16 protein-coding genes are annotated in these 19,818 nt (G+C 66.2%); 5 read left to right on the forward strand and 11 right to left on the reverse strand.

Annotated features, from left to right (window positions below; translation table 11 throughout):
• From DVS29_RS34295 to DVS29_RS34335, 9 genes are all read right to left on the reverse strand, one after another.
• Positions 1-4,032: non-ribosomal peptide synthetase (locus DVS29_RS34295; RefSeq protein ID WP_118185360.1), on the reverse strand; the 4,032-nt coding region annotated here is incomplete at its 3' end.
• A 14-nt stretch (positions 4,033-4,046) separates the two neighbouring features.
• Positions 4,047-4,814 carry an ATP-binding cassette domain-containing protein gene (locus DVS29_RS34300; protein WP_240655952.1) on the reverse strand — a complete coding sequence of 256 codons (768 nt, stop codon included), beginning with the start codon at positions 4,812-4,814 and terminating at the stop codon, positions 4,047-4,049.
• Between the two features lie 142 nt (positions 4,815-4,956).
• Positions 4,957-6,627: a cyclic peptide export ABC transporter gene (locus DVS29_RS34305; protein WP_118185365.1), complete on the reverse strand. Its 1,671-nt coding sequence runs from the start codon at positions 6,625-6,627 to the stop codon at positions 4,957-4,959.
• 87 nt (positions 6,628-6,714) lie between these two features.
• Positions 6,715-7,692 (reverse strand): TauD/TfdA family dioxygenase, encoded by a 978-nt coding sequence (locus DVS29_RS34310; RefSeq protein WP_205962577.1) that lies wholly within the window; start codon positions 7,690-7,692, stop codon positions 6,715-6,717.
• 20 nt (positions 7,693-7,712) lie between these two features.
• Positions 7,713-8,624 (reverse strand): YqcI/YcgG family protein, encoded by a 912-nt coding sequence (locus DVS29_RS34315; protein WP_118185367.1) that lies wholly within the window; start codon positions 8,622-8,624, stop codon positions 7,713-7,715.
• Between the two features lie 211 nt (positions 8,625-8,835).
• Positions 8,836-10,287, reverse strand: a complete 1,452-nt coding sequence (locus tag DVS29_RS34320; protein ID WP_118185369.1) for a cupin domain-containing protein — start codon at positions 10,285-10,287, stop codon at positions 8,836-8,838.
• Positions 10,288-10,314: 27 nt separating this feature from the next.
• A complete protein-coding gene (locus tag DVS29_RS34325; RefSeq protein ID WP_118185371.1) occupies positions 10,315-11,103 on the reverse strand; it encodes a thioesterase II family protein in 789 nt (262 codons plus the stop codon).
• Positions 11,103-11,348 (reverse strand): MbtH family protein, encoded by a 246-nt coding sequence (locus DVS29_RS34330; RefSeq protein WP_118185373.1) that lies wholly within the window; start codon positions 11,346-11,348, stop codon positions 11,103-11,105. Before DVS29_RS34330 ends, DVS29_RS34325 begins: the two co-directional genes overlap by 1 nt.
• A gap of 334 nt (positions 11,349-11,682) precedes the next feature.
• Positions 11,683-12,489, reverse strand: a complete 807-nt coding sequence (locus DVS29_RS34335; RefSeq protein ID WP_118185410.1) for a 4'-phosphopantetheinyl transferase family protein — start codon at positions 12,487-12,489, stop codon at positions 11,683-11,685.
• 99 nt (positions 12,490-12,588) lie between these two features.
• Here DVS29_RS34335 and DVS29_RS34340 point away from each other — a divergent pair, with 99 nt between their 5' ends.
• The 4 genes from DVS29_RS34340 (at position 12,589) to DVS29_RS34355 (ending at position 15,566) form a co-directional block, all read left to right on the forward strand.
• Complete coding sequence (locus tag DVS29_RS34340) at positions 12,589-13,251, forward strand: nitroreductase family protein (protein WP_118185376.1); 663 nt, start codon at positions 12,589-12,591, stop codon at positions 13,249-13,251.
• 24 nt (positions 13,252-13,275) lie between these two features.
• Positions 13,276-13,755 carry a hypothetical protein gene (locus tag DVS29_RS34345; protein WP_118185378.1) on the forward strand — a complete coding sequence of 160 codons (480 nt, stop codon included), beginning with the start codon at positions 13,276-13,278 and terminating at the stop codon, positions 13,753-13,755.
• 9 nt (positions 13,756-13,764) lie between these two features.
• Positions 13,765-14,670, forward strand: coding sequence for a 4'-phosphopantetheinyl transferase family protein (locus tag DVS29_RS34350; RefSeq protein WP_118185380.1), 906 nt, complete (start codon positions 13,765-13,767; stop codon positions 14,668-14,670).
• Positions 14,671-14,849: 179 nt separating this feature from the next.
• Positions 14,850-15,566, forward strand: coding sequence for an O-methyltransferase (locus tag DVS29_RS34355; RefSeq protein WP_118185382.1), 717 nt, complete (start codon positions 14,850-14,852; stop codon positions 15,564-15,566).
• Between the two features lie 128 nt (positions 15,567-15,694).
• Here the strand turns inward: DVS29_RS34355 and DVS29_RS34360 are convergent, their stop codons facing one another.
• Positions 15,695-16,801, reverse strand: coding sequence for a serine hydrolase (locus tag DVS29_RS34360; RefSeq protein WP_124800751.1), 1,107 nt, complete (start codon positions 16,799-16,801; stop codon positions 15,695-15,697).
• Between the two features lie 226 nt (positions 16,802-17,027).
• Between DVS29_RS34360 and DVS29_RS34365 the strand changes: the two genes are divergently transcribed.
• On the forward strand, positions 17,028-18,152 hold the full coding sequence (locus DVS29_RS34365) for an AI-2E family transporter (protein ID WP_118185386.1): 1,125 nt from the start codon (positions 17,028-17,030) through the stop codon (positions 18,150-18,152).
• Between the two features lie 90 nt (positions 18,153-18,242).
• Here the strand turns inward: DVS29_RS34365 and DVS29_RS34370 are convergent, their stop codons facing one another.
• Positions 18,243-19,796: a DHA2 family efflux MFS transporter permease subunit gene (locus DVS29_RS34370; RefSeq protein WP_118185388.1), complete on the reverse strand. Its 1,554-nt coding sequence runs from the start codon at positions 19,794-19,796 to the stop codon at positions 18,243-18,245.
• Positions 19,797-19,818: the final 22 nt, after the last annotated feature.

Below are 19,818 nucleotides of genomic sequence, written 5' to 3' on the forward strand. Positions count from 1 at the left end.
GCGCAGCAGCGCATGGAAGGCCGCCGGTTCACGCGCCGTCCAGTGCGGCACGATCACCAGCCGACCGCCCAGGGTCAACGCGCCGAACAGCTCCCATACCGAGAAATCGAACGCGTACGAATGGAACAGCGTCCACACGTCGCGTGCGTCGAAATGGAACTGCGCCTGTGTCGCGTCGAACAGCCGTGCCACGTTCGCGTGCGTTACACCCACGCCCTTCGGTTTGCCCGTCGAGCCCGACGTATAGATCACGTACGCCAGTTGCCCGGGGTGTGGCGTGCGATCGATCGTCACCGCCGCTTCGTCCAGCTCAGGTGCGTGCGCCGGGTTTTCCGCATCGATCAGCGTCAATCCCGGCAGCAATCGCGCGAACCGCTCGCGCTCCGCACCATCGACTATCAGCGCGTTCAGCCCCGCGTCGAGCGCGATGTCGCTCAGGCGCTCGTCGGGATAAGCGGGATCGAGCGGCACATACGCTGCTCCGGCACGCAGCACGCCGAGCAGCGCCGCGACGAGCCCCGGCGAGCGCCGCATCGCCACCCCGATACGCGCCTCGCCTCCGCGTGGTACCGCCCGCGCGCAGCGGCGCGCCAGCGCGGCCGACCACGCGTCGAGCTCGCGATAGGTCACCGACACGGCTTCTCCCGCTGCACCGCTGTCCCGTGCGTCGAGCGGACAGGTCAGCGCAACGGCTTCCCCGCGCGCCGCCATCTGCGCCTCGATCCGCGCGAGCACCGATTCGAAGCGGAACGCGGCCGGCGCGGGCGGAGCCGTCTCGCGCTCACCCGTGAGATCACGCAGCCGGACACCCGGCTCATCGAGCGCCTGCGCGAGCTGGTCGATCACGCGATCGAAATGCTGCGCCAGCCGCTCGAGCGCAGCGGCCTCGATCCGCTCGGGGTCCCAGCGCCACGAGATCGACAGCTCCGGCGTCGCGCCGCCCATCTGCCGCGGCGCGACCACGAGCGTCAACGGCAAATGGGTACGGTGGAACACGTCGATGGTCCGCACCTGCAACGCGCCGCCGCGCGCGGCGAGCGCGTCGTCGAGCGGATAGTTCTGGAACACGACGAGACTGTCGAACAGCGCCTCGCCGGCCAGACCAGTCAGCTGGCGCAGGTCCGCGAGCGACGTGTGCTCGACCTCGCGCAGTTCCGCGTTGCGGCTCTGCAGCTCGGCGAGCCAGTCCGCTAGCCGTGCGTGAGGCGGCACGTCGACCCACACCGGCAAACTGTTGATGAAGAGTCCGACGATGCGCTGCGCGTCCGGCAGGTCGGCGGGACGCCCCGCCATCGTGGCGCCGAACGCGACTTGCGCGCGGCCCGAGAACTGCGCCAGCACGAGCGCCCATGCCCCCTGAACGAGCGTGTTGAGCGTGATGCGCGCGCGCTGTGCCGCTCGCTGCAGGGCCTCGTGCCGGCGCGCGCCGATGTCGACGAAAAGCACGCGCTGCGCCGCATGATGCGTGCCGCACGCGACAGCCGGCGACGCGCGCAACGCGGAGCCGAGCGCATCGGCGACGCGCGCCGGCTCGTCGAGCGCGGCAGCCCGCGTGCGCCAGAACGGCGCGGGGTCCGGCTGGCGGCGCAGCCAGCTCACATAGTCCGCGTAGCGCGCGCCAGGCCTGCGCTCGGGCTCGCGGCCGGCGGCGAGCGCATCGTAGGCGCGCACGACTTCCGCCGCGATCTGCGCGGTGCTCCAGCCGTCGGTCAGTGCATGATGGTGCGTCCAGAGCACGTCGGCCGCGCCGTCCGGGCGCATGAACACGTCGACGCGCATCAGCGGCGCGCAAGCCGGATCGAAGCCCGCCGCGACGAGTTCGTCGCGGGCCGCGTCGAAACGCGCGTCATAGGCGTCCTGCCAGAGCGAGGCGGTGCCGTGATGCGCCTCGAACGGCACTGGCACGTGCCGCTCGACGATCTGCAGCGCCTCGCAGCCCGCCGGCCAGACGAAGCGCGTGCGCAGCACCGGATGGCGGTCGACCACGGACTGCCACGCATCGCGCAACGTCTCGACGCGCGGCGCCTCGACCGTAATCCTCAGTTGTCCAACATAAAGACCTGGCAGGCCATCGAGCATCCCGTGGAACAGCAGGCCCTGCTGCATCGGCGTTGCCGGATAGACGGCTTCGACGGTCCCGCGCTCGACGCCGGCTTGCACGTACCACGCGTCATCATCCGAAGACGCGGTCGCTGCGCCGGCTTCCGCGACCGCCGCTTGCGCAGCCGGCACGCCGGCAACCGGAATCGCGACCGCGACGCGCGCCGCCGCCTCGATCGTCGGATGCGCGAATACCTGCTTCGGCGTCAGCTTGAGCCCGGCGCGGCGTGCCCTGGCGATGATCTGCAAGCTCAGGATCGAGTCGCCGCCGATCTCGAAGAAGTTATCGGTCACGCCGATGACCTCGCGGCGCAACACCGCGCGCCAGATCGCGTGGAGCGCGCGCTCCGCATCGTTGCGCGGCGCGACTGTCCCGCCACCGGCGCAAGCCTGTGCATCGGCTATCGCCGGCAGCGCCGCGCGATCGACCTTGCCGTTCGCCGTCAGCGGCAACGCGTCGAGCACATGCAGCGACGACGGCACCATGTAGTCGGGCAAATCGGCGGCGAGCACGGCGCGCACTGCCTCGACGTCGAGCGGCGCGGCCGCCGTCAGGTAGCCGAACAGCCGCAGCGGCGTGCCTTCGCCTTCCGCGCGCGCGATCACGACCGCGTCGCGCACCCCATCGACGAGACGCAGCCGCGCCGCCACCTCCTCAGGCTCGACGCGAAAGCCGCGGATTTTGACCTGATCGTCGATACGCCCGAGAAACGCAAATTCGCCACGGGGCGAGCGGCAGCTTTTGTCGCCGGTGCGATAAAGCCGCGCGCCGTTGCCTTCAGGATCGGGGACGAAGCGCTCGGCGGTCAGCGCCGGACGGTTCAGATAGCCATTCGCGACGCTCGCGCCGCCGATGCACAGCTCGCCCGCAACGCCGTCCGCCACGGTGTTGCCGTCGGTATCGACGATGCGCGCGGCAACGTGCGCGAGCGGCGTGCCGAGCGGAAGCGTCGGCGTGTCCAGCGTCTGGCCGGCGTGAACCGCATGCGTCAGCACGCCGACTGCCGTCTCCGTCGGCCCATAGTGATTGATGAGCCGACACTGCGGGCGCAGGCGTGCCACACGCTCAGCCAGGCGACCCGGCGCGGGCTCGCCGCCGGTCACGAGACAGCGCGCGGGCAGCACGTCGGCGCTCGACTGCGCCTGCAGTAACGCATCGAGATGGCTCGGCACGATTTTCAGAAGATCGACATCGTGCGCGCGCATGTAGGCAGCGAACGCATCGGGGTCGGTGGCCGTCTGCGCGTCGATCAGGTGCAGGGTCCAGCCGTACCTCAACGCGCCGAAAAGCGACGTATGGCCGAGATCGGCTGCGGGCGTCGACAGGTAGGCGGCGCTGCGGATGCCTTCCGGCAAGCGCTCGCCGACACCGCGCAGATAGGCGTTCAGCGCGCCGTGGCTCAACTCCACGCCTTTGGGACGACCGCTCGAGCCCGAGGTGTAGATCACGTAGGCGGGCCACGCCGGGTCGAGCAGCGTGGTCTCGTCCGGCGACGCGAAATCCGCGGCCAGGACATCGCCCGCCGACGTCCCCGCCGCAACCACTGCGATGCCGTCCGGCAGCCAGGCGAGCGCGTTGTCGTCGGTACCTTCGGCCACCACCGCCACACGCGCGCCGCAATCCTCAGCCTGCCACGCAAGTCGCGCGGCAGGCAGCACGGGATCCAGCGGCACATAGCAGGCTCGCACGCGCCACACGGCGAGGATGCTCGCCACCAGCCCGGCGCTGCGCGGCAAAACGAGCGCGACGCGCGTACCCGGCTTCACGCCGGCCGTCACGAGCTGATGCGCGAGCCGCCCCGACCACGCCCACAGCGCACTCCAGCCGAGCGTCCCGGACGCATCGACGAGCGCAACCGCCTCGGGCGTGTACCGCGCGAACCCGGCAACGCGCGCCGGCAGAAAATCCGTATCGAAATGATTGGCTTGCATGAAAGTCTCTTGGATCAATACGCAAAACTGATCGGCAGTCCGCCCGCCGGATGTGGCACGGTGCCCATCGGCACCCCGTAGATCGCGCCAAGCGTCTCGCCCTCGATCAGCTCGGCCGCCGTGCCGCTCGCGAGCAGCCGGCCGCCTTTGAGCGCGATCAGGTCGTCGCAGAAACGCGCCGCCATGTTGATGTCGTGCAGCACGACGACGACGCCCAGCCCGCGCTCGCGGCTCAGCTCGCGCACGAGTTCGAGCACTTCGAGCTGATGCGCGATGTCGAGCGCCGACGTCGGTTCGTCGAGCAGCAGGCACTCGCTGTCCTGCGCAACCAGCATCGCGAGCCACGCGCGCTGACGTTCGCCGCCGGAGAGCCGGTCGACGGCGCGTCTGGCGAACCCCGCGAGATCGGTCAGCCGGATCGCCTCATCCACCTTCGCGTGGTCGGCTTCCGAGAAGCGGCCGAGCGCGCCGTGCCACGGATAGCGCCCGAGCGCGACCAGCTCGCGCACGGTCATCCCGCCGGCGGCGGGCGGCTGCTGCGGCAGGTAGGCGACCTTGCGCGCGAATGCGCGGCTGTGCCAGTCCTGCAGCGCGCGACCGCCGAAGCGCACCGTGCCCGAACTCGCGGCCATCTGGCGCGCGAGCAGCTTGAGCAGCGTCGACTTGCCGGAACCGTTGTGGCCGATCAGGCCAGAGACACGCCCGGCCGCGAGGCTGAGCGTCAATGGATGCAGCAACGTCCGATCGCCCGCGACGAACGTCGCGCCCTCCAGCTCGTACATCGGCACGGCGTGCTCCGCGGGTGTCCCGCGACTGCCCCGCTCCACTTCGTCGTCCAGCGCGATGCCGAAAGCCGCTGTGTCATCGTTCATGCGTCAAACCTCTTGCGTGCCAGTGAGTTGTCCTGAATTCGCGCAGCGCCGCTCATACCGACATCGGCGAGCCGGCGCTCACATCGTTGGCAGGCGTCTGCGCCGCGAGCTCGCTGCCCTTGCCCGTCGCGACAATCTGTCCGTAGTCGAGCTTGATGAAGCGATCGGCCAGATGAAAATAGCGGTCGTCGTGCGTGATCACGAGCACGGTCTTGCCCTTCGCCTTGAGCTGCGGCAGCAGCTTCCTGTAGAACACGTCCTTGAAGACCGGGTCCTGATCCGCGGCCCATTCGTCGAACAGATAGAACGGGCGATCCTCCAGACTGGCGACGAGCAGCGCGAGACGCTTGCGCTGCCCCTGGGACAGCTTCGTCGTCGAGAACGTGCCGTCGCTGACGTTCACCTTGTGGTCGAGCTCCAGTTCTTCGAGCAGCGTCTTCGCCTTCGCGTCGAGGCCGCTCATGCGCATGCCGAGCAGACTGTCGAACAGGAAGAAGTCGTTGAACACGACCGAGAAGTGCTGGCGATAGGTATCGCGCTGCGCCTCGCCGATCTCCACGCCGTCGAGCAGCACGCGTCCGCCTTCGGGCGGATAGAGCCCGACCAGCATCTTCGCGAGCGTCGTTTTCCCGCTGCCGTTGCCGCCGATCAGATACACGAGCTCGCCGGGGTGGAACGTCAGGTCGACCGGGCCCAGCGTGAAGACTTCGTTCTCTTTCTCGCGGAAGTAGCGATGTGTCGCGCCTTCGAGCGCGATCGTGCCGAAGGCGCTCGCGCGCTGCGCGGGCAGCATCTTTTCCTCGGGCAGTTCCGCGTTCACCTGCTCGATACGTTCAAGCGCGACGCGCGCCATGCTCACGGTCGGGATCGCGGAGAGCAGCCCTTCGATCGGCATGATCATGTAGAGGAAGATCATCGCGTAGCCGGACATCACCGACGGGCCGACCGGAAACAGGCGCGCGAGAATGAAGAGCGTGCAGCCGATGAACGCGAACAGGATCATGCTGCCCCAGCTCGCGGCCGCCGAATTCAGCACGTAGCCGCGGCTGCGCTGCGCGCGCACCGCTTCCACATTCGGCGCGATGATGTCGTCGATGAACGCCTGCTTGCGCTCGCGGTGCAGCTTCAGTTCCTTCGCGCCGTCGAACAGCGCGCGGAAGTCCTTCACCAGATCGTCCTCACGCCGCCGCGAACTGCGCAGATGGAACATCGCCTTCGCACCGATCATGCGCGAGCCGACGGCGCCGACGACGATCGTCGCGATTGCGCACAGCAGGATCGGCCACGACAGATAGCCGAGATACGCGAGGCAACCGGCGATCACCGCACCCTGCATCGCCAGCACCGGCAGGTTCACGAAGAACACGACGATGGTGTCGAGATCCTGGGTCAGCACGCCGAGCGAACGCGACGCACCCTGCTTTTCCAGATGCGCGTACGACGCTTCGCCGATGCGGCGAATGGTCCGCATCCGCAGCGTCGCCTTCGCACGCTGGCCAAGCTGCATGAAGAGCGTCTGCGACAGCGTGCGCGCGACCAGCACGACGACGCAGATCGCGAGAAACTGCAGGCCCAGATGTGCGAGCCGTTCGCGCGACGCGGTCAGCGCCTGGTTGATCAGCGCGACCAGCGCCGCATTGCCCAGACCGCCCACGATACTCGTCACGAGCGCGACGAACAGCGTCCCACGGGAATTGCGGATCAGGTAAAAAAGTAGTGACATGAATTTCCTTCCAGCATTGCGCTCAATTCGTGCGGACTGCCGCGGCTTGCGCGCCGCCGCGCCGCTTGTTGTGTTGTCCGGTCCGCTTCACGCCATCGCGACCAGCACACGGCGCGGTCCGGCAAACGGCGCCCGCCCATGCGACATGAGAAGGTTGTCCAGCATCATCAGGTCTCCTTCGCGCCAGTCGAACGCAAGCATCGTCTGCCGGTACACGGCGCGGATTTCCTCAAGCATGGCTTCGTCGATCGGCGTGCCGTCGCCGAAGCACGCGTGACGCGGCAGCTCTTCTTCCGGGAACGCATCGAGCAGCGACTCGCGCAACTCCGGCGGCAGGCTCGACACATGAAACAGATGCGCCTGATTGAACCAGACCGTTTCGCCCGTATCCGGATGGCGCAGTTCGGTCTGGCAGACCTGTTTCGTCCGCAAGCTTTCGCCGTCGTCGCCCCACTCGTATCCGATCCGGTTTTCCGCGCAGAACGATTCGACGACGTCGCGCCGGTCGGTGTTGAACACCTGCTGCCACGGCAGGTCCAGACCTGTGCCGTAGTTGCGCACGTACATCACCTGCTTCTGCGCGAACAGCCTGCGCAACGCCGGGTCGAGCCGCCGGTAGACCTCGCGGCTGTCCGCGACGGGCGTCGCGCCGCCCTGCGCAGCCGCGACGTCGCAGTAGAACCAGATCCACGCGGGCCACTTCAGCGTGTACGACTGCTCGTTGTGCTGGTCGATCCATTGCGACGCCGGGTATTCGGTCGACGAATACACGCCTTGCTCGACGTGACTGCGCGGCGTCGAGCCGAACTCGTAGGACAGCAGCGGACGGCCGAAGCTCGCGGCGCGCGCGTTGAATCCCGCCGCACCGGCAGGACGCGCGCCGCGCACCAGCACGCCGCCGTAGTGGCGCAGCTCGCGCAGCAGGTTGGCGCGAAAGGCCTCATCCATCAGCGCGTCGGCATCGAGCCCATCGCATTCCACGCTCAGCAGCCGCGTACCGTTCATTTCGATGACCGGCACGCTGCATCCGGCGGGCAGCCACAGACCCGGTTCGGCAATCGACATAGGCTTGGTTCCTCCCGGTTTCAGGCGCTCACCTTGCGGCGCGGCTCGAACTGTTCGTCCTCCGCGCCGTCGTCGAACGACGATGACGTGGTGCGTTGGGTTTCAGCCGCGACCGGGGACCGCTCAGGCATCCGGTTCCCGCTCGCGACGGCCTGCTTGCGGCGGCGGCTCAGGAATGGACAGCGGTCCCCGGCCGGCGTGTTCTGGTCGGCGAGAAAATACTGCTTCCATTCGAGATTGCCCGGATCGCCATAGAAGCCGAGGTCCTGATGCGGCTCCACGTCGTCCCATTTGCGCAGGCGTTCGCGGACCTGATTGCGCGCTTCACGGCCGATCACCTTGTTGGTGATCGTGTCGACGAACACGGCGCGCGGCTGGAACAGCAGCACCATGCCGGGCCCGAGGTTACGGCTATGCCGCTGCGCGAACGACGGACAGGCGCAGACCACGAACATCTGCACGCCGCCGAACGAGAACTCCCATGCTTCGTCGTCCGGGTCCGGCTGGAAGTCCGCTTCGGGGTGCGGGTCCGTATCGTGAAGATGCTGGAGCGCGCCCCAGAAGTGATCGCGATACGCCTGATGCGAGAGCGGCTGCGGATCCGGCTCGAAGAAGATCGCGATATTGTGGCGGCGATATTCGGGCTGGTCCGCAAGCCGCGCGAAGGTGGCCATCGTTGCCGGCAACCTGCCGATGTCCTTGCCCGGCACGTACGAATAGAACATCTCGCCGCGCCGCTCGGCAATGGTGCCGAAGAAGCACGGATACTGCGGGTCCATGACCTGCGAGCGCAGCGTTTCATAAGAACTGCCAAGCCAGTCGGGAAGGACCGTCGCACCTACCTGCTGCCCGAGAATGATGCGGGAGCGCCAGTCGCTCACCTCCCGTTTTCGGTCTTCCGTCGCAGCACTGCCGTTGATTTCAGCCTGCATGACCCACTCCATCAATGACGTTGATCTGTCCGGGTTTCCCCGTTGCGTCCGCGAACAGCGGGCGCAATCGGGCCGAAGAGAACGGTCGGCCGACAATCGAAGGGCCGGTCCAGTTCAATCAGTTATCCGGATCGTTCGTAGATGAACAGAGCTGGGAAACAACTTGCCTGGCGAGATCATCCGGTTCCTGCGCGCGAACCCGCGGCGCAGGCTATGCCGCGACCGACGCGGGCACCGACGTACAGTCGAGCAGTTCCGCGATCCACTCGTCGGGAATGATGGGCTGGTCGTAGGTGCACTCTTCGCAGACGACGGTCGAACCGTGCAGGCGTCCGTCCGGAATCAACACCTTGTCGCCCTCCTTCATTTCGTGACGCATGCCGAGATTGCCCCAGAAATGCATCTGCACGGCGCCGCCTGGCGTGCTGCTTCTGATCACCACCAGCCGGTGATCGTTATGGACGTGAGTGGTCGAGCACATGTCGCGAGGCTCCACGAACGTCTCGCGGTCGATGCCCGGACACTCGACGGCAATGCGCTGGTCGATCCTGTCGGCGAATTCGACGAAGCGGTCGATCGCCGACAGCCATTTCAGCTGCTCGCCCAGATCCCAGCGCGCGCGCTCCGCGAGCTTCTCGCCTGCGCCCACGCCCTGGCCGGTCCGGAACAGCGCTTCGCTGCCGAAGCGGCGCTCCACCTGCCCCAGCGCGCGCGAAAAGCGCGCGACGAGTGCTTCGACGGAAGACGCCGCGTCCGCCGGCGCGGCGCCCGGCGACATCAAATGCGGACACGCCCGCGCGAGCGCCGCCGAAAACGCCAACGCTTCGGCTTCGGCGACGAACACAGCGCCCAGCAGCGCGAACGCGCGGTCCGGACGCGAACCGAGCGCGTACAGCAGGTTGCATTTCGCCATGCTGGTCGGCAGATAGAACTGCCAGTACGAATGTTCGCGATGCGTGACGCCGGCAAACTCGGCCACGCGAGCGAGCAGCGGATCCTGCGCCGGCGATGCGAGGTCCGGACGGTCGCCTTCCGCGACGCTATCGAAGTAACCCGATGCGACGGCGCGCGCGACCGCCACGCGCCGCGACGGTGTGAGGCTCCAGCGCTGGATCATGATGAAACGCAGCCCTTCGGCCAGATAGTCGTTGTGCATGAGCAGCGCGAACATGTCCTTCCAGTACGTCTGCTCGTGCGCGATCACGTCTCGCAACCGCTCGACGTACTGTGCCGCCGTATCGCCCAGCCGCGCCTCGTTGCCGAGGAACGTGAAGCCGTAGTGTTCGAGGAACGGGCGGATGCGCGCGCCCAGCACCTGATTGCGCTCGCCGTAGAACGCATCGAAGCGCGCGAACCCGTCCGCGACGTCCGCTTTCGGAAAGCGCGCCACGCCGACCTCGTTCAGCGCCATCAGCAGCCGCTGGGTCGCGAGCGCGGGCAGACGGCTGACGCGCTCCGCGGGAACGGCCTTTTTGAACTGCAGGAATTCGAGATCTTCCGGACGCAGCGGACGACGGTAGAAATCCTCGTCGAGTTGCAGCTCCTCGACTGCCGCGCTACGAAACGCGTGATGGGATGCAAACTCCCGGATCAGCCCGAGCACCTCGTCGCGCTGCGCGAGGTAGGGCGTGAAATCGAAAAGCGGAGACGACTTGTCCACCATACAGACCTCCACGAGAGACGCCGGATATCAGGCGCAGGACCGCGAGTGCGGCACGCCAGACTCCGCGCGTGAATGAAATGCGCTGGCGAGCCCGTCGACCACCCGGTCGATGACGGTCTCGCGATGCGAATTGATAAAGAAATGACCTGCGTCGATGTCCTGCCGACCGAACGGGCCCCGAGTTTCCAGCGCCCAGGCTGACAGACTCTCCGGATTCCTTACGATTACCTCGTCCCGCTTGCCACTGAGAACGAGCAGCGGACAATCGAGCGGCTCCCGCTGGCGGTATCCGTAACTGCCGCACAGGTGGAAGTCCGCTCTCAGGAACGGCAACACGAGCTCCATGAACTCGCGGTTCCGCAGCAGTTCTTCGGGCATGCCGTCGAGCGAACGCACCTCGTCCAGAAACTCCTCTTCCGGGCAGGTCAACCAGCGCAGTTCACGTTCGCGGCGGCTCGGCGCCTCGCAGGCGGATGCGCCGAACCACACGGGCGAGACACCGTGACGATCGCGGATCGCATGAGCGAGTTCGATACCGACGAGCGCGCCCATGCTATGACCGAAGATTGCAAACGATTGCGCGAGATACGGTCGGACATCCTCGAGCAGCAGATCCAGCAATGCCGGCCAACGGTGCATCGGCGGCATCGCGTGACGCACGCCACGACCAGGCAGATGCAGCGGCACCAGCGTGATCCATCCGGGCAGCCGCGACTGCCATTCGCGATACGTCCCTGCGCTCCCTCCGGCATACGGCAGGCAGAACAGCGTCAGTGAACCGGATGCGCGAGGGGCGTGCGGTATCGCAGACGACATCAGTGCTGCGCCGGTTGCGTGGCAACACCCTGCTCAGCGGCATCGCCGTCCATCGCCTTGCGCAGGCTGAGCGGACGCATGTCGGTCCAGACTTCGTCGATGTACGCGAGACATTCTTCCTTGCGTCCGTCCTTGCCGACCGCGCTCCAGCCAGCCGGCATCGCCTTGTAGTCCGGCCAGATCGAATACTGGCCCTCGTGATTCATGACGACCCGGAAGGTCGTGTTTTCGTCGCCCCAACTCATGTCGAATGCTCCAGTCAAAGCGGCCTGCCCGAGGGTCGGCCGATATCCGGAAAGTTCGCAGCTCACATAACTTTGAATGCGAATCATTCCTGTTCAGACGCATAAGGTAGGGGGTGGATACGTCGTTGTCAAGGCATCGAATGGTGCGCGGCGTCGCTACGCCGCCCACGACACGGCCTGAAAAATCAGATGAATCAGCGCGTTAGCGGCGCACGCGCGGTGCGCGGCGGGTAGCTGGGAAGGCCCACCCGCGAAAGGGGTTAAGACAGGATTCATCGGGCTGTCGCAACGGGTCGGCTACGCTTCCCGGCTTTTCGTTGCACCCGCATCGGACTCAAGCCGCGCTGTCCTGGCGCGCGGACTGGCCCACGGGCTGGCTGCGCGAAACGGGACCGTCGTCGTCACTGAACGCGATGCAACCAGCGCAGCCCTCGATGTCGTCGAGCCACTCGAAGCGCAATGCTCCGACGCCTTGCGCGACACTGTCCGCGCTGACGCGGGGACGCTGCGTGCCCGACGAAAACGGATCGACCGACAGGTCGCGCAATGCCTCCGCAATGCCGAGACCGAGCGCCTTCAGCAGCGCCTCTTTCGCCGTCCAGCAACGCAGGAACGCCGCGCGGCGCAGCGATTCCTCGTTGCACCGCGCGAGCGCGACACCTTCGTCGTCGCTACAGACAAGACCGACAAGCGGCTGCCAGTCGAGCGTCGGGTCGAGCAGTTCGATGTCGACGCCGACGCGACGCGCCGCGGAAATCGCGATCAGCGCGTGCGATCCCGCATGCGAAACGTTGAACGACAGATGCGGGTGCCCGTCGAGCATCGGCCGGCCATGCGGCTCATGACCGAAGCGCAGGTCGAGCGGCGGTATTCCGGTCACGTTGCCCAACTGCGCGCGCAACGCCGCACGCGTTGCGGCGAAGCGCAAGCGGTCCTCGTCGCGGCGATAGCGCAACGCGCGGTCGCGCTCGTCCGGCGCAAGCGATGGCGCGAGCCGCGCCCATGCATGCGGCCCCGCTGGCACGTGAACGTGCCACAGCGCGACGTCGTCGGGCCAGCGGCCGCGCGCGGGCAGTTGCCGCTGTCCGCGAAATCCAGCTTGCGATAGCGCGGCATCCCGGCCCGACGCGTCAACGTTCATCGAGTTTCCCATTCGGCATGAATTTGCAAATGCGAATCATTTGCAATTGTACGCGACTTGATCCATGATTCGGCTATCCGCAATGTCAGGCTCATACCGATGAACGCACCCCTTCCCATCCTGCATGCCGACGGCGAGCTTTCGGATTGCACGCCGCATGTCCGTTCGGCGATCGTATTGCAGTCCTTACTGTCGCGTCAGTCGCACTGGCCGTTGACGGACCCTGCCCCGACCGACGACGAACTCGCGCTGATCTTCGACGCTGCGCTGCGCGCGCCCGATCACGCGCGGCTGCGGCCGTGGCGCTTCGTACTGGTGCGCGGCGATGCACGCGACGCGCTGGGCCAGATCCTCGTCGACGTCGCCGCCGCGCGATGCCCCGACGATCCGCCCGGCGCCCACGAGCATCGCCGCCAGCGCGCGCACGCGGCACCGCTGATCGTCGCGCTGGGCGCGGCGGTCGACGCCGGTTCGCACGTGCCCGAAGTCGAGCAGTTGCTGTCGATGGGCGCGGCAACGATGAACGTGCTGAACGCGATACACGCACTCGGCTATGGCGCGTTCTGGGCCACGGGCGCGGATGCCTATGACGCGCATCTGCATCGCGCACTCGGCTTTCGCGCGACGGAACGGCTGCTCGGCTTCCTGTTCGTCGGCAGCCCACCGGACGACGCGAAGCATGCGAAGCGGGCCGATCGCAATGCGCATGTGCGCGAATGGACCGGACTGCAGGACAGCCCAGCCGCATCACCGCTGCGCTAAGAGCGCGCTCACCAGGAGATTCGGATGGATTTTCAAGGTTCGTTCGCGCGCAGCCCTTCGCTGCTCGACGATTCGCTGCTGCACTACCCCGACGTTGCCGAAAAGACCGTGCTCGACGCGATCCGCACCTGGCTGCGTCCTGAATGCCGCGTGCAGCGTGGCGCGGAAGACTGGCGCACCGGCCTCTCGGAGGCGGGAGTATCGCTCGACAGCCTCCGCTACTTCGATCTGCTGATGGGTACGCTGATGCATTCGACGCTGCGTCCGCTCGACACGCGCTGCCGCTGCGCCACCGATCTCACGCACGACGAGGCCTCGCTGCTGCAGGTGCTGGGTCTGCTGCAGCGCACGCGCAGCGAAGCCGCGACGCGCCTGCTGAACGACTGGCTGCCCGAGCCGTCGGTGGGCGGGATGCTGAAGCTCGTGCGCTGGTTCGCGATCGCGCTGCTCGATGCGGGGCTCGTCATTCCTGTGCGAACGCGGCACGTCAGCTACATGCATTGACAACGCGCCATGATCGCCGACCCCACGCTCGACGAACCGCCCGCGGACGCGAACGACGCCTCGCCTCCCCGGCCTTCCGCCAATCCGGCGCCCGCTTCGCGGGACAACCCTGCTCAAGCTGGTACGCAGGAAGCAGGTCTTGCCGCGCCACACGCGTTCGAGCTCGTCCAGCACCGGTTCGGTTATCCCGAGGCCAGCAGGCGCGAGATGCTGCGGCCCGACGAACTGCTGCTATGGCGTTTTCGAGCCGAGTGGATGGAGCTGTCGCGGGACGCGGGCTACGCGTGCATGTCGAAAGCCGAACTCGCGCGGGTCCGCACGCATCCGAACCGCGCGCTCAGCAAGCGCTTTGCGGTCGGGCGCGCGATGTTGCGCGAAATCCTGTCGAGAATTACCGGCATCGCGCCGGCGGCGCTCGATATCGTCGACGATGTGCGCGGGCAGCCGCAGCTTGTCCATCCTTCCTCGACTGAAGCGCCCGTCACGGTCGCGCTGGTCAACGCGGGCGTGTGGATTCTCGCAGGCGTCGCCGCGTCGCCGTTCGGCCTCGATTCAACCGTGATGCCGCAGATCCGGTCCCGCCGCGTCAGCGCGGGTGGCCGTGTGACCACGTCGCCTCGCGAGCAGCAGCGCATGCTGGAACGGGTGCGTGACCAGGTGCGGCAATCTTGCATCGAACAGGCCGACGCCAGCCGGATCATCGAATCTGGCCGCGGGTTGCCGCATGGCAGTGCTCCAGTTTGCCCGGCCCCGCTGACAGCGAACGGCGCCTGGCAGACCGTCGACCTGCCAATGCCCGATGCGATCTGCGCCGGCGCTGCGTTTTCTCCGCACGTTGCGCGCGTCAATGCATTCGGGTGGGTAAGCCGCGACGGCCGCGCAATCGCTGGGCGGGCGACTGACCTGAGTGTTTGAGACCTGGTGGGCGAGCACGCCAGGGAGACGATCAAGCTAAGTGGGGCGTTTTCGAATCCCTGTCGTACCTTTTATCACCCAGGCTGGATGGCGCGGAAATCAGGGATTTTCGGCGTTGGACACAATATCCGTGCCTCTAATGCGTCTCTACATGCATGATCACGCTCCGGGGAAAACGCATGACTTCAACAGCCACAGCACTCCTGCAACGACTTCATGACCAGAGCCAGGCGGAGGTAATGGCCCGCGCGCGAGCGCAGTTCCAGGGTTCGCATGCGGAGTTCATGACGCTTGCGGACGAATACGACATGCTCGCACCTAGACTGCGCGGACGATTTCTCGAATCGCACGGGTTATCCAGCGAGGATTTTCAATCCTCCCAGGACACCGCCCTGTCGCTAGCCATCACTCCGGAAACCGGAAGGTTCTTGCGCAATATGGTGCTTGCACATGGGCCCGCCCGGATCCTTGAACTCGGCAGTTCCTATGGCGTGTCCACGCTGTACCTCGCCGACGCCCTTTGCACGATGGGCCGGGGCACAGTCGTGGCGACAGAACTCGACCCTGACAAGTGCGCGCACCTTCGGGCTCATGTCAGAACAGCGGGGGTAGAGGTCCACGTCGATCTTAGAGAAGGCGACGTCTTCCAGACTGTTGCCGAACTGGACGGCACTTTCGACATGGTGTTCATCGACGTATGGGCCGACGCGTATCTGCCTCTGTTCAGGCAGACCGAGCGTCTGCTACGCCCGGGCTCTATCGTTCTCGCCGACAACATGTACACGGCCGAAGACGCTGTTCGGCCCTACAAGCAGTATCTTGACGACAATCCGCGCTTTTCGACCTCGACACTGGGCTTCGAATCAGGCGTCGAATTTACGGTTGTCGCTTCCTGAACTGATGCACAGTTCGATCTGAACGAACCACTCCGCGCGGCCGCGGCTTGACCACGGCTGGCACCATGGCTGGCATCACGAAGACGACGACGAATGAAGCGCTTCGATTCTCGCAGTAACGCGCACGCCTAGGTCCGGATGGCGTCGACGCTCGCCTGCAGCACGGCCCCCGCCTTTTGCGCAAACGCCTGCGGCGCTTCGGCGCCCGCCTGGTCGGCGGTCCAGTTGTAGGTGAAGCAGAACGTGACCGGCACGCGATCGACGACCATCTGCCCCGCTACACACAGCGCGTGAAAGCCCTGCCAGTCGATGCTGCCGCCTTTCGCATAGGCGGCGATGTCGGGCGGCACGATGAGCGGGATCGCATTGGCCTGCGCGGAGACACGCTTGAACTCGGTGAGCGTGGCGGGCTTCCTGAAATACGTACCCCTTAATACCTGCCGATACCACTTCACCATCTCGGTGGCCGTGCTCAGCATCGTTTCCCTGTCGTTGATGGCGGGACGCGCGTTCGGCAGACTCGGCTGGTCGAGCGCCGCATTCACGCCGGCCCAGCCGAGATCGACTCCATAAGGCGCACCGGCCAGATAGGAAAACAGCAGACGCGTCGAGTCCGGAATCTTCGTTTCCGTCAGGCCCGCAGCGGCAATCAGCTTGCGCACCCGTGCTGGAGTGACCGACGCGAGCGTCATATCGGTCGCCGTGTTGTCGCTGTGGCCGATCATCGCTTCCAGCACGCTGCGAAACGGGATCGTTCCGTTCAGCCCCAGAAACACGGGACTTGCCACCGATCGAACCGCGTCGCTGATGGTGTCCTCTGTGTCTTCCGTCACGCCGTTGCGGCCGTTTTCCACATCGATCAGAAACTGCGCGAGGATGAACGTCTTGACCGCGCTGCCGACGAACAGCTGGCGATCCGGCGCGACGCCAGCGCTCCATGGCCAGTTGGGGACATCCGCGTAGACGAGACAACCAGTCGTGGCCGGCGCCAGGGTCGCGAAATCGTTGACGGCCGCCATGACCGTGGCATTGGCGTTGTTGTCGACTGGCTTCGCGTGGAAATCGTTGGCACGCGCGGCGACGGTGTGGGTCGCAAGTGCCGAGGCGGCAAGTTTGAGCGCGAGGCGGCGTTGCGGATTGGGCGGCAGAATCGATTGGGCCATGATGATTTCTTCCGATGTTATCCAACGGTGATCATGCAATTCCGGCCGCACGGGCAACCGGTGCGATGTCACTCACACCGGTATCGGGCCACGCGAGTTTTCGCGCCTGTGCGATGACAGAATGCACGCGCAGACAGTGAATGTCATCTTCATAGATTTCGAAGCTGATGCAACAGCCACGAACGCGGGTTCTCCGCGCGGCCTCGATCAGGCAGGAAATTTGCAACGGACCAGCCTTCGGGCGGAAGCCTTATGATCTCCCCTGCAATCCGCCCCGTCCCACGACCCGACGAAGCCAATGGATCACAGCTACCGCAACCGCAACGCCTTCTACCTGCTGCTCGCCGCCGTGTCGGTCGCGCTCATCTGGATCCTGCTGCCGTTCTTCAGCGCGGTCTTCTGGGGCACGATACTCGCGATCATCTTCCAGCCGCTGCAGCGCACGCTCTCCGCGCGGTTCGGACACCGGCGCAATCTCGCCGCGCTCGTCACGCTGGCGCTGATCGTGCTGATCGTGATCCTGCCGCTCACGTTGATGGCGGGCACGCTCGCGCAGGAGGTCGCGCTCGCGTACCAGCAGATCAAGTCCGGCCAGTGGGATTTCGCCGCGCTGTTCGCGAAGCTCGTGCACGCGTTGCCGTCCTACGCGCAAAGCATGCTGCAACGCTACGACCTGTTCGACATCGCCGGCCTTCAGGCAAAGCTCAACGACGGCGCCGCGCGCATCAGCCAGTTCGTCGCCGCGCAGGCCGTCTCGATCGGCCAGAACACGATGCAGTTCGCGATCGGCTTCGGCATCATGCTGTACCTCGTGTTTTTCCTGCTGCGCGACGGCGGCGCGATTTCGCGGCGCATCCGCGAAGCCGCGCCGCTCGACGATTCGCACAAGCGCGCGCTGCTCGGCCGCTTCACCGCGGTCGTGCGCGCAACCGTGAAGGGCAACATCGCGGTGGCCGCGATCCAGGGCCTGCTCGGCGGCCTGCTGTTCCTCGCGCTCGGCATCAAGGGCGCGCTGCTGTGGGGCACGCTGATGGCATTCCTGTCGCTGCTGCCCGCGATCGGTTCGGCCTTCGTGTGGGTGCCGGCCGCCGTGTATTTCCTGCTCGCGGGGCCGCTGTGGAAAGCGATCGTGATCGTCGCGTTCTGCACGCTCGTGATCGGCACCGTCGACAACGTGCTGCGCCCGATCCTCGTCGGCAAGGACACGCGGCTACCCGACTGGGTCATCCTGATCTCGACGGTGGGCGGCATGTCGGTGTTCGGCATCAACGGCTTCGTGATCGGGCCGCTGATCGCGGCGCTCTTCATCGCGTGCTGGCAGATCGTGCACGACGACCAGTTGCGTCGCGAAGCGGAAAAACGCGCGGCGGCCGACGGCGACGGGTCGGGTTCATCGTCGACCGCCGCGCGGCGTTCACGCTGAACCGTTCATCCTCAATACAATGAAGGCGCCGTGAAGTTCACGGCGCCTTCATCATGTCGAACACCCGGTTTCAGCGCGGCTTCAGGCCGTTCAATGCCCTGCTGCCGCCGCACCCGCTCCTGCGCCCTTGCCGGGCTTCGTGATCCAGATCAGCGGCACGATCACGATGAACAGCACCGCCGACAGCCAGAAGATGTCGTTGAGGCCGAGCATCGCCGCCTGCGTATTCAGTGCCTGCTCGAAGCCCGCGAGCGCGGTCGGCCTCGCCACGTTGAGCGTCGATTGCAGCGCGCCGATCGAGTGCGTGAAGATCGGGTTGTCGATGCTCGTCTGCTCGGCAAGCTGCGAGTGATGCAGGATCGTCCGATGGTCCCAGGTGTTGCTGACGAGCGAGGTGCCGACCGCGCCGGCGAACACCCGCACGAAGTTCGACAGGCCGGCCGCGGCGGGCAGCTTGTTCATCGGCTGACCGGCCAGAATGATCGCGGTCAGCGGCACGAAGAACAGTGCGGTCGGAATGCCCTGCAGCAGCGTCGGCAGCACGAGTGTCCAGGTGTCCACGCCGGTCGTGTAGTGCGAGCGCATCAGGAACACCGCGGCGAAGCCGACGAACGCGAGCGTGGCCAGCACGCGGGAATCGGTCTTCGGCATGATCTTGCCCATCACCGGCGCGAGCACCACCGCGAAAATGCCGAGCGGCGCCAGTGCGAGACCCGCATCGACGGCACGGTAGCCGAGATACTCCTGCATCCATTGCGGCAGCACCACGAGGTTCGAGAAGAACAGCGCATACGAAACCGAAATCGCCACCGTACCGCCCATGAAGTTGCGCCCCTTGAACAGACGCAGGTCGACGATCGGCTGCTTTTCCGTGAGCTCCCAGATCAGGAAGAACGCGAAGCTGATCAGCGCGAACACGCCCATCGCGCAGATCACCGGCGAATTGAACCAGTCGAGATCGTGGCCCTTGTCGAGCATGATCTGCAGCGAACCCACCCACGCGATCAGCGACAGCAGCCCGATCTTGTCGATCGGCAGCTTGCGGGTCGGCGTTTCGCGGTCGCGGTAGATCGCCCACGTCACGCCCGCGGCGAAGATGCCCACCGGGATGTTGATGTAGAAGATCCAGGACCAGCTGTAGCTGTCGGTGATCCAGCCGCCGAGCGCCGGGCCCGCGATCGGGCCCACGGTGGCCGTCATCGCCCATAGCGCCAGTGCGGTCGACGATTTATCGCGCGGATACGAGCCGATCAGCAGCGCCTGCGACAGCGGAATCAGCGGGCCTGCCACAGCGCCCTGCACGATCCGCGACGCGAGCAGCACCGGCAGGCTCGGCGCGATGCCGCAGGTCCACGAAGAGAACGCGAACAGCAGGATCGCGGCAACGAAGAGCCGCACCGTGCCCACGCGCTGCGTGAGCCAGCCGGTCAGCGGAATCGCGATCGCGTTCGCCGCGGAGAACAGCGTGATCACCCACGTGCCCTCGTCGACGGACACGCCGAGGTTGCCCGAGATGGTCGGAATCGCGACGTTCGCAATCGACGAATCGAGCACGTTCATGAAAGTGGCCAGCGCGACGGCGATCGTGCCGAGCACCAGTTTGCCGCCTGTGAGCGGCGGCGGATCGATGTGGGAGGGGTTCATGATATTGAAGTCCTGCCAGTGA

Source organism: Paraburkholderia phosphatilytica (assembly GCF_003443895.1).
GTDB classification, from domain to species: domain Bacteria; phylum Pseudomonadota; class Gammaproteobacteria; order Burkholderiales; family Burkholderiaceae; genus Paraburkholderia; species Paraburkholderia phosphatilytica.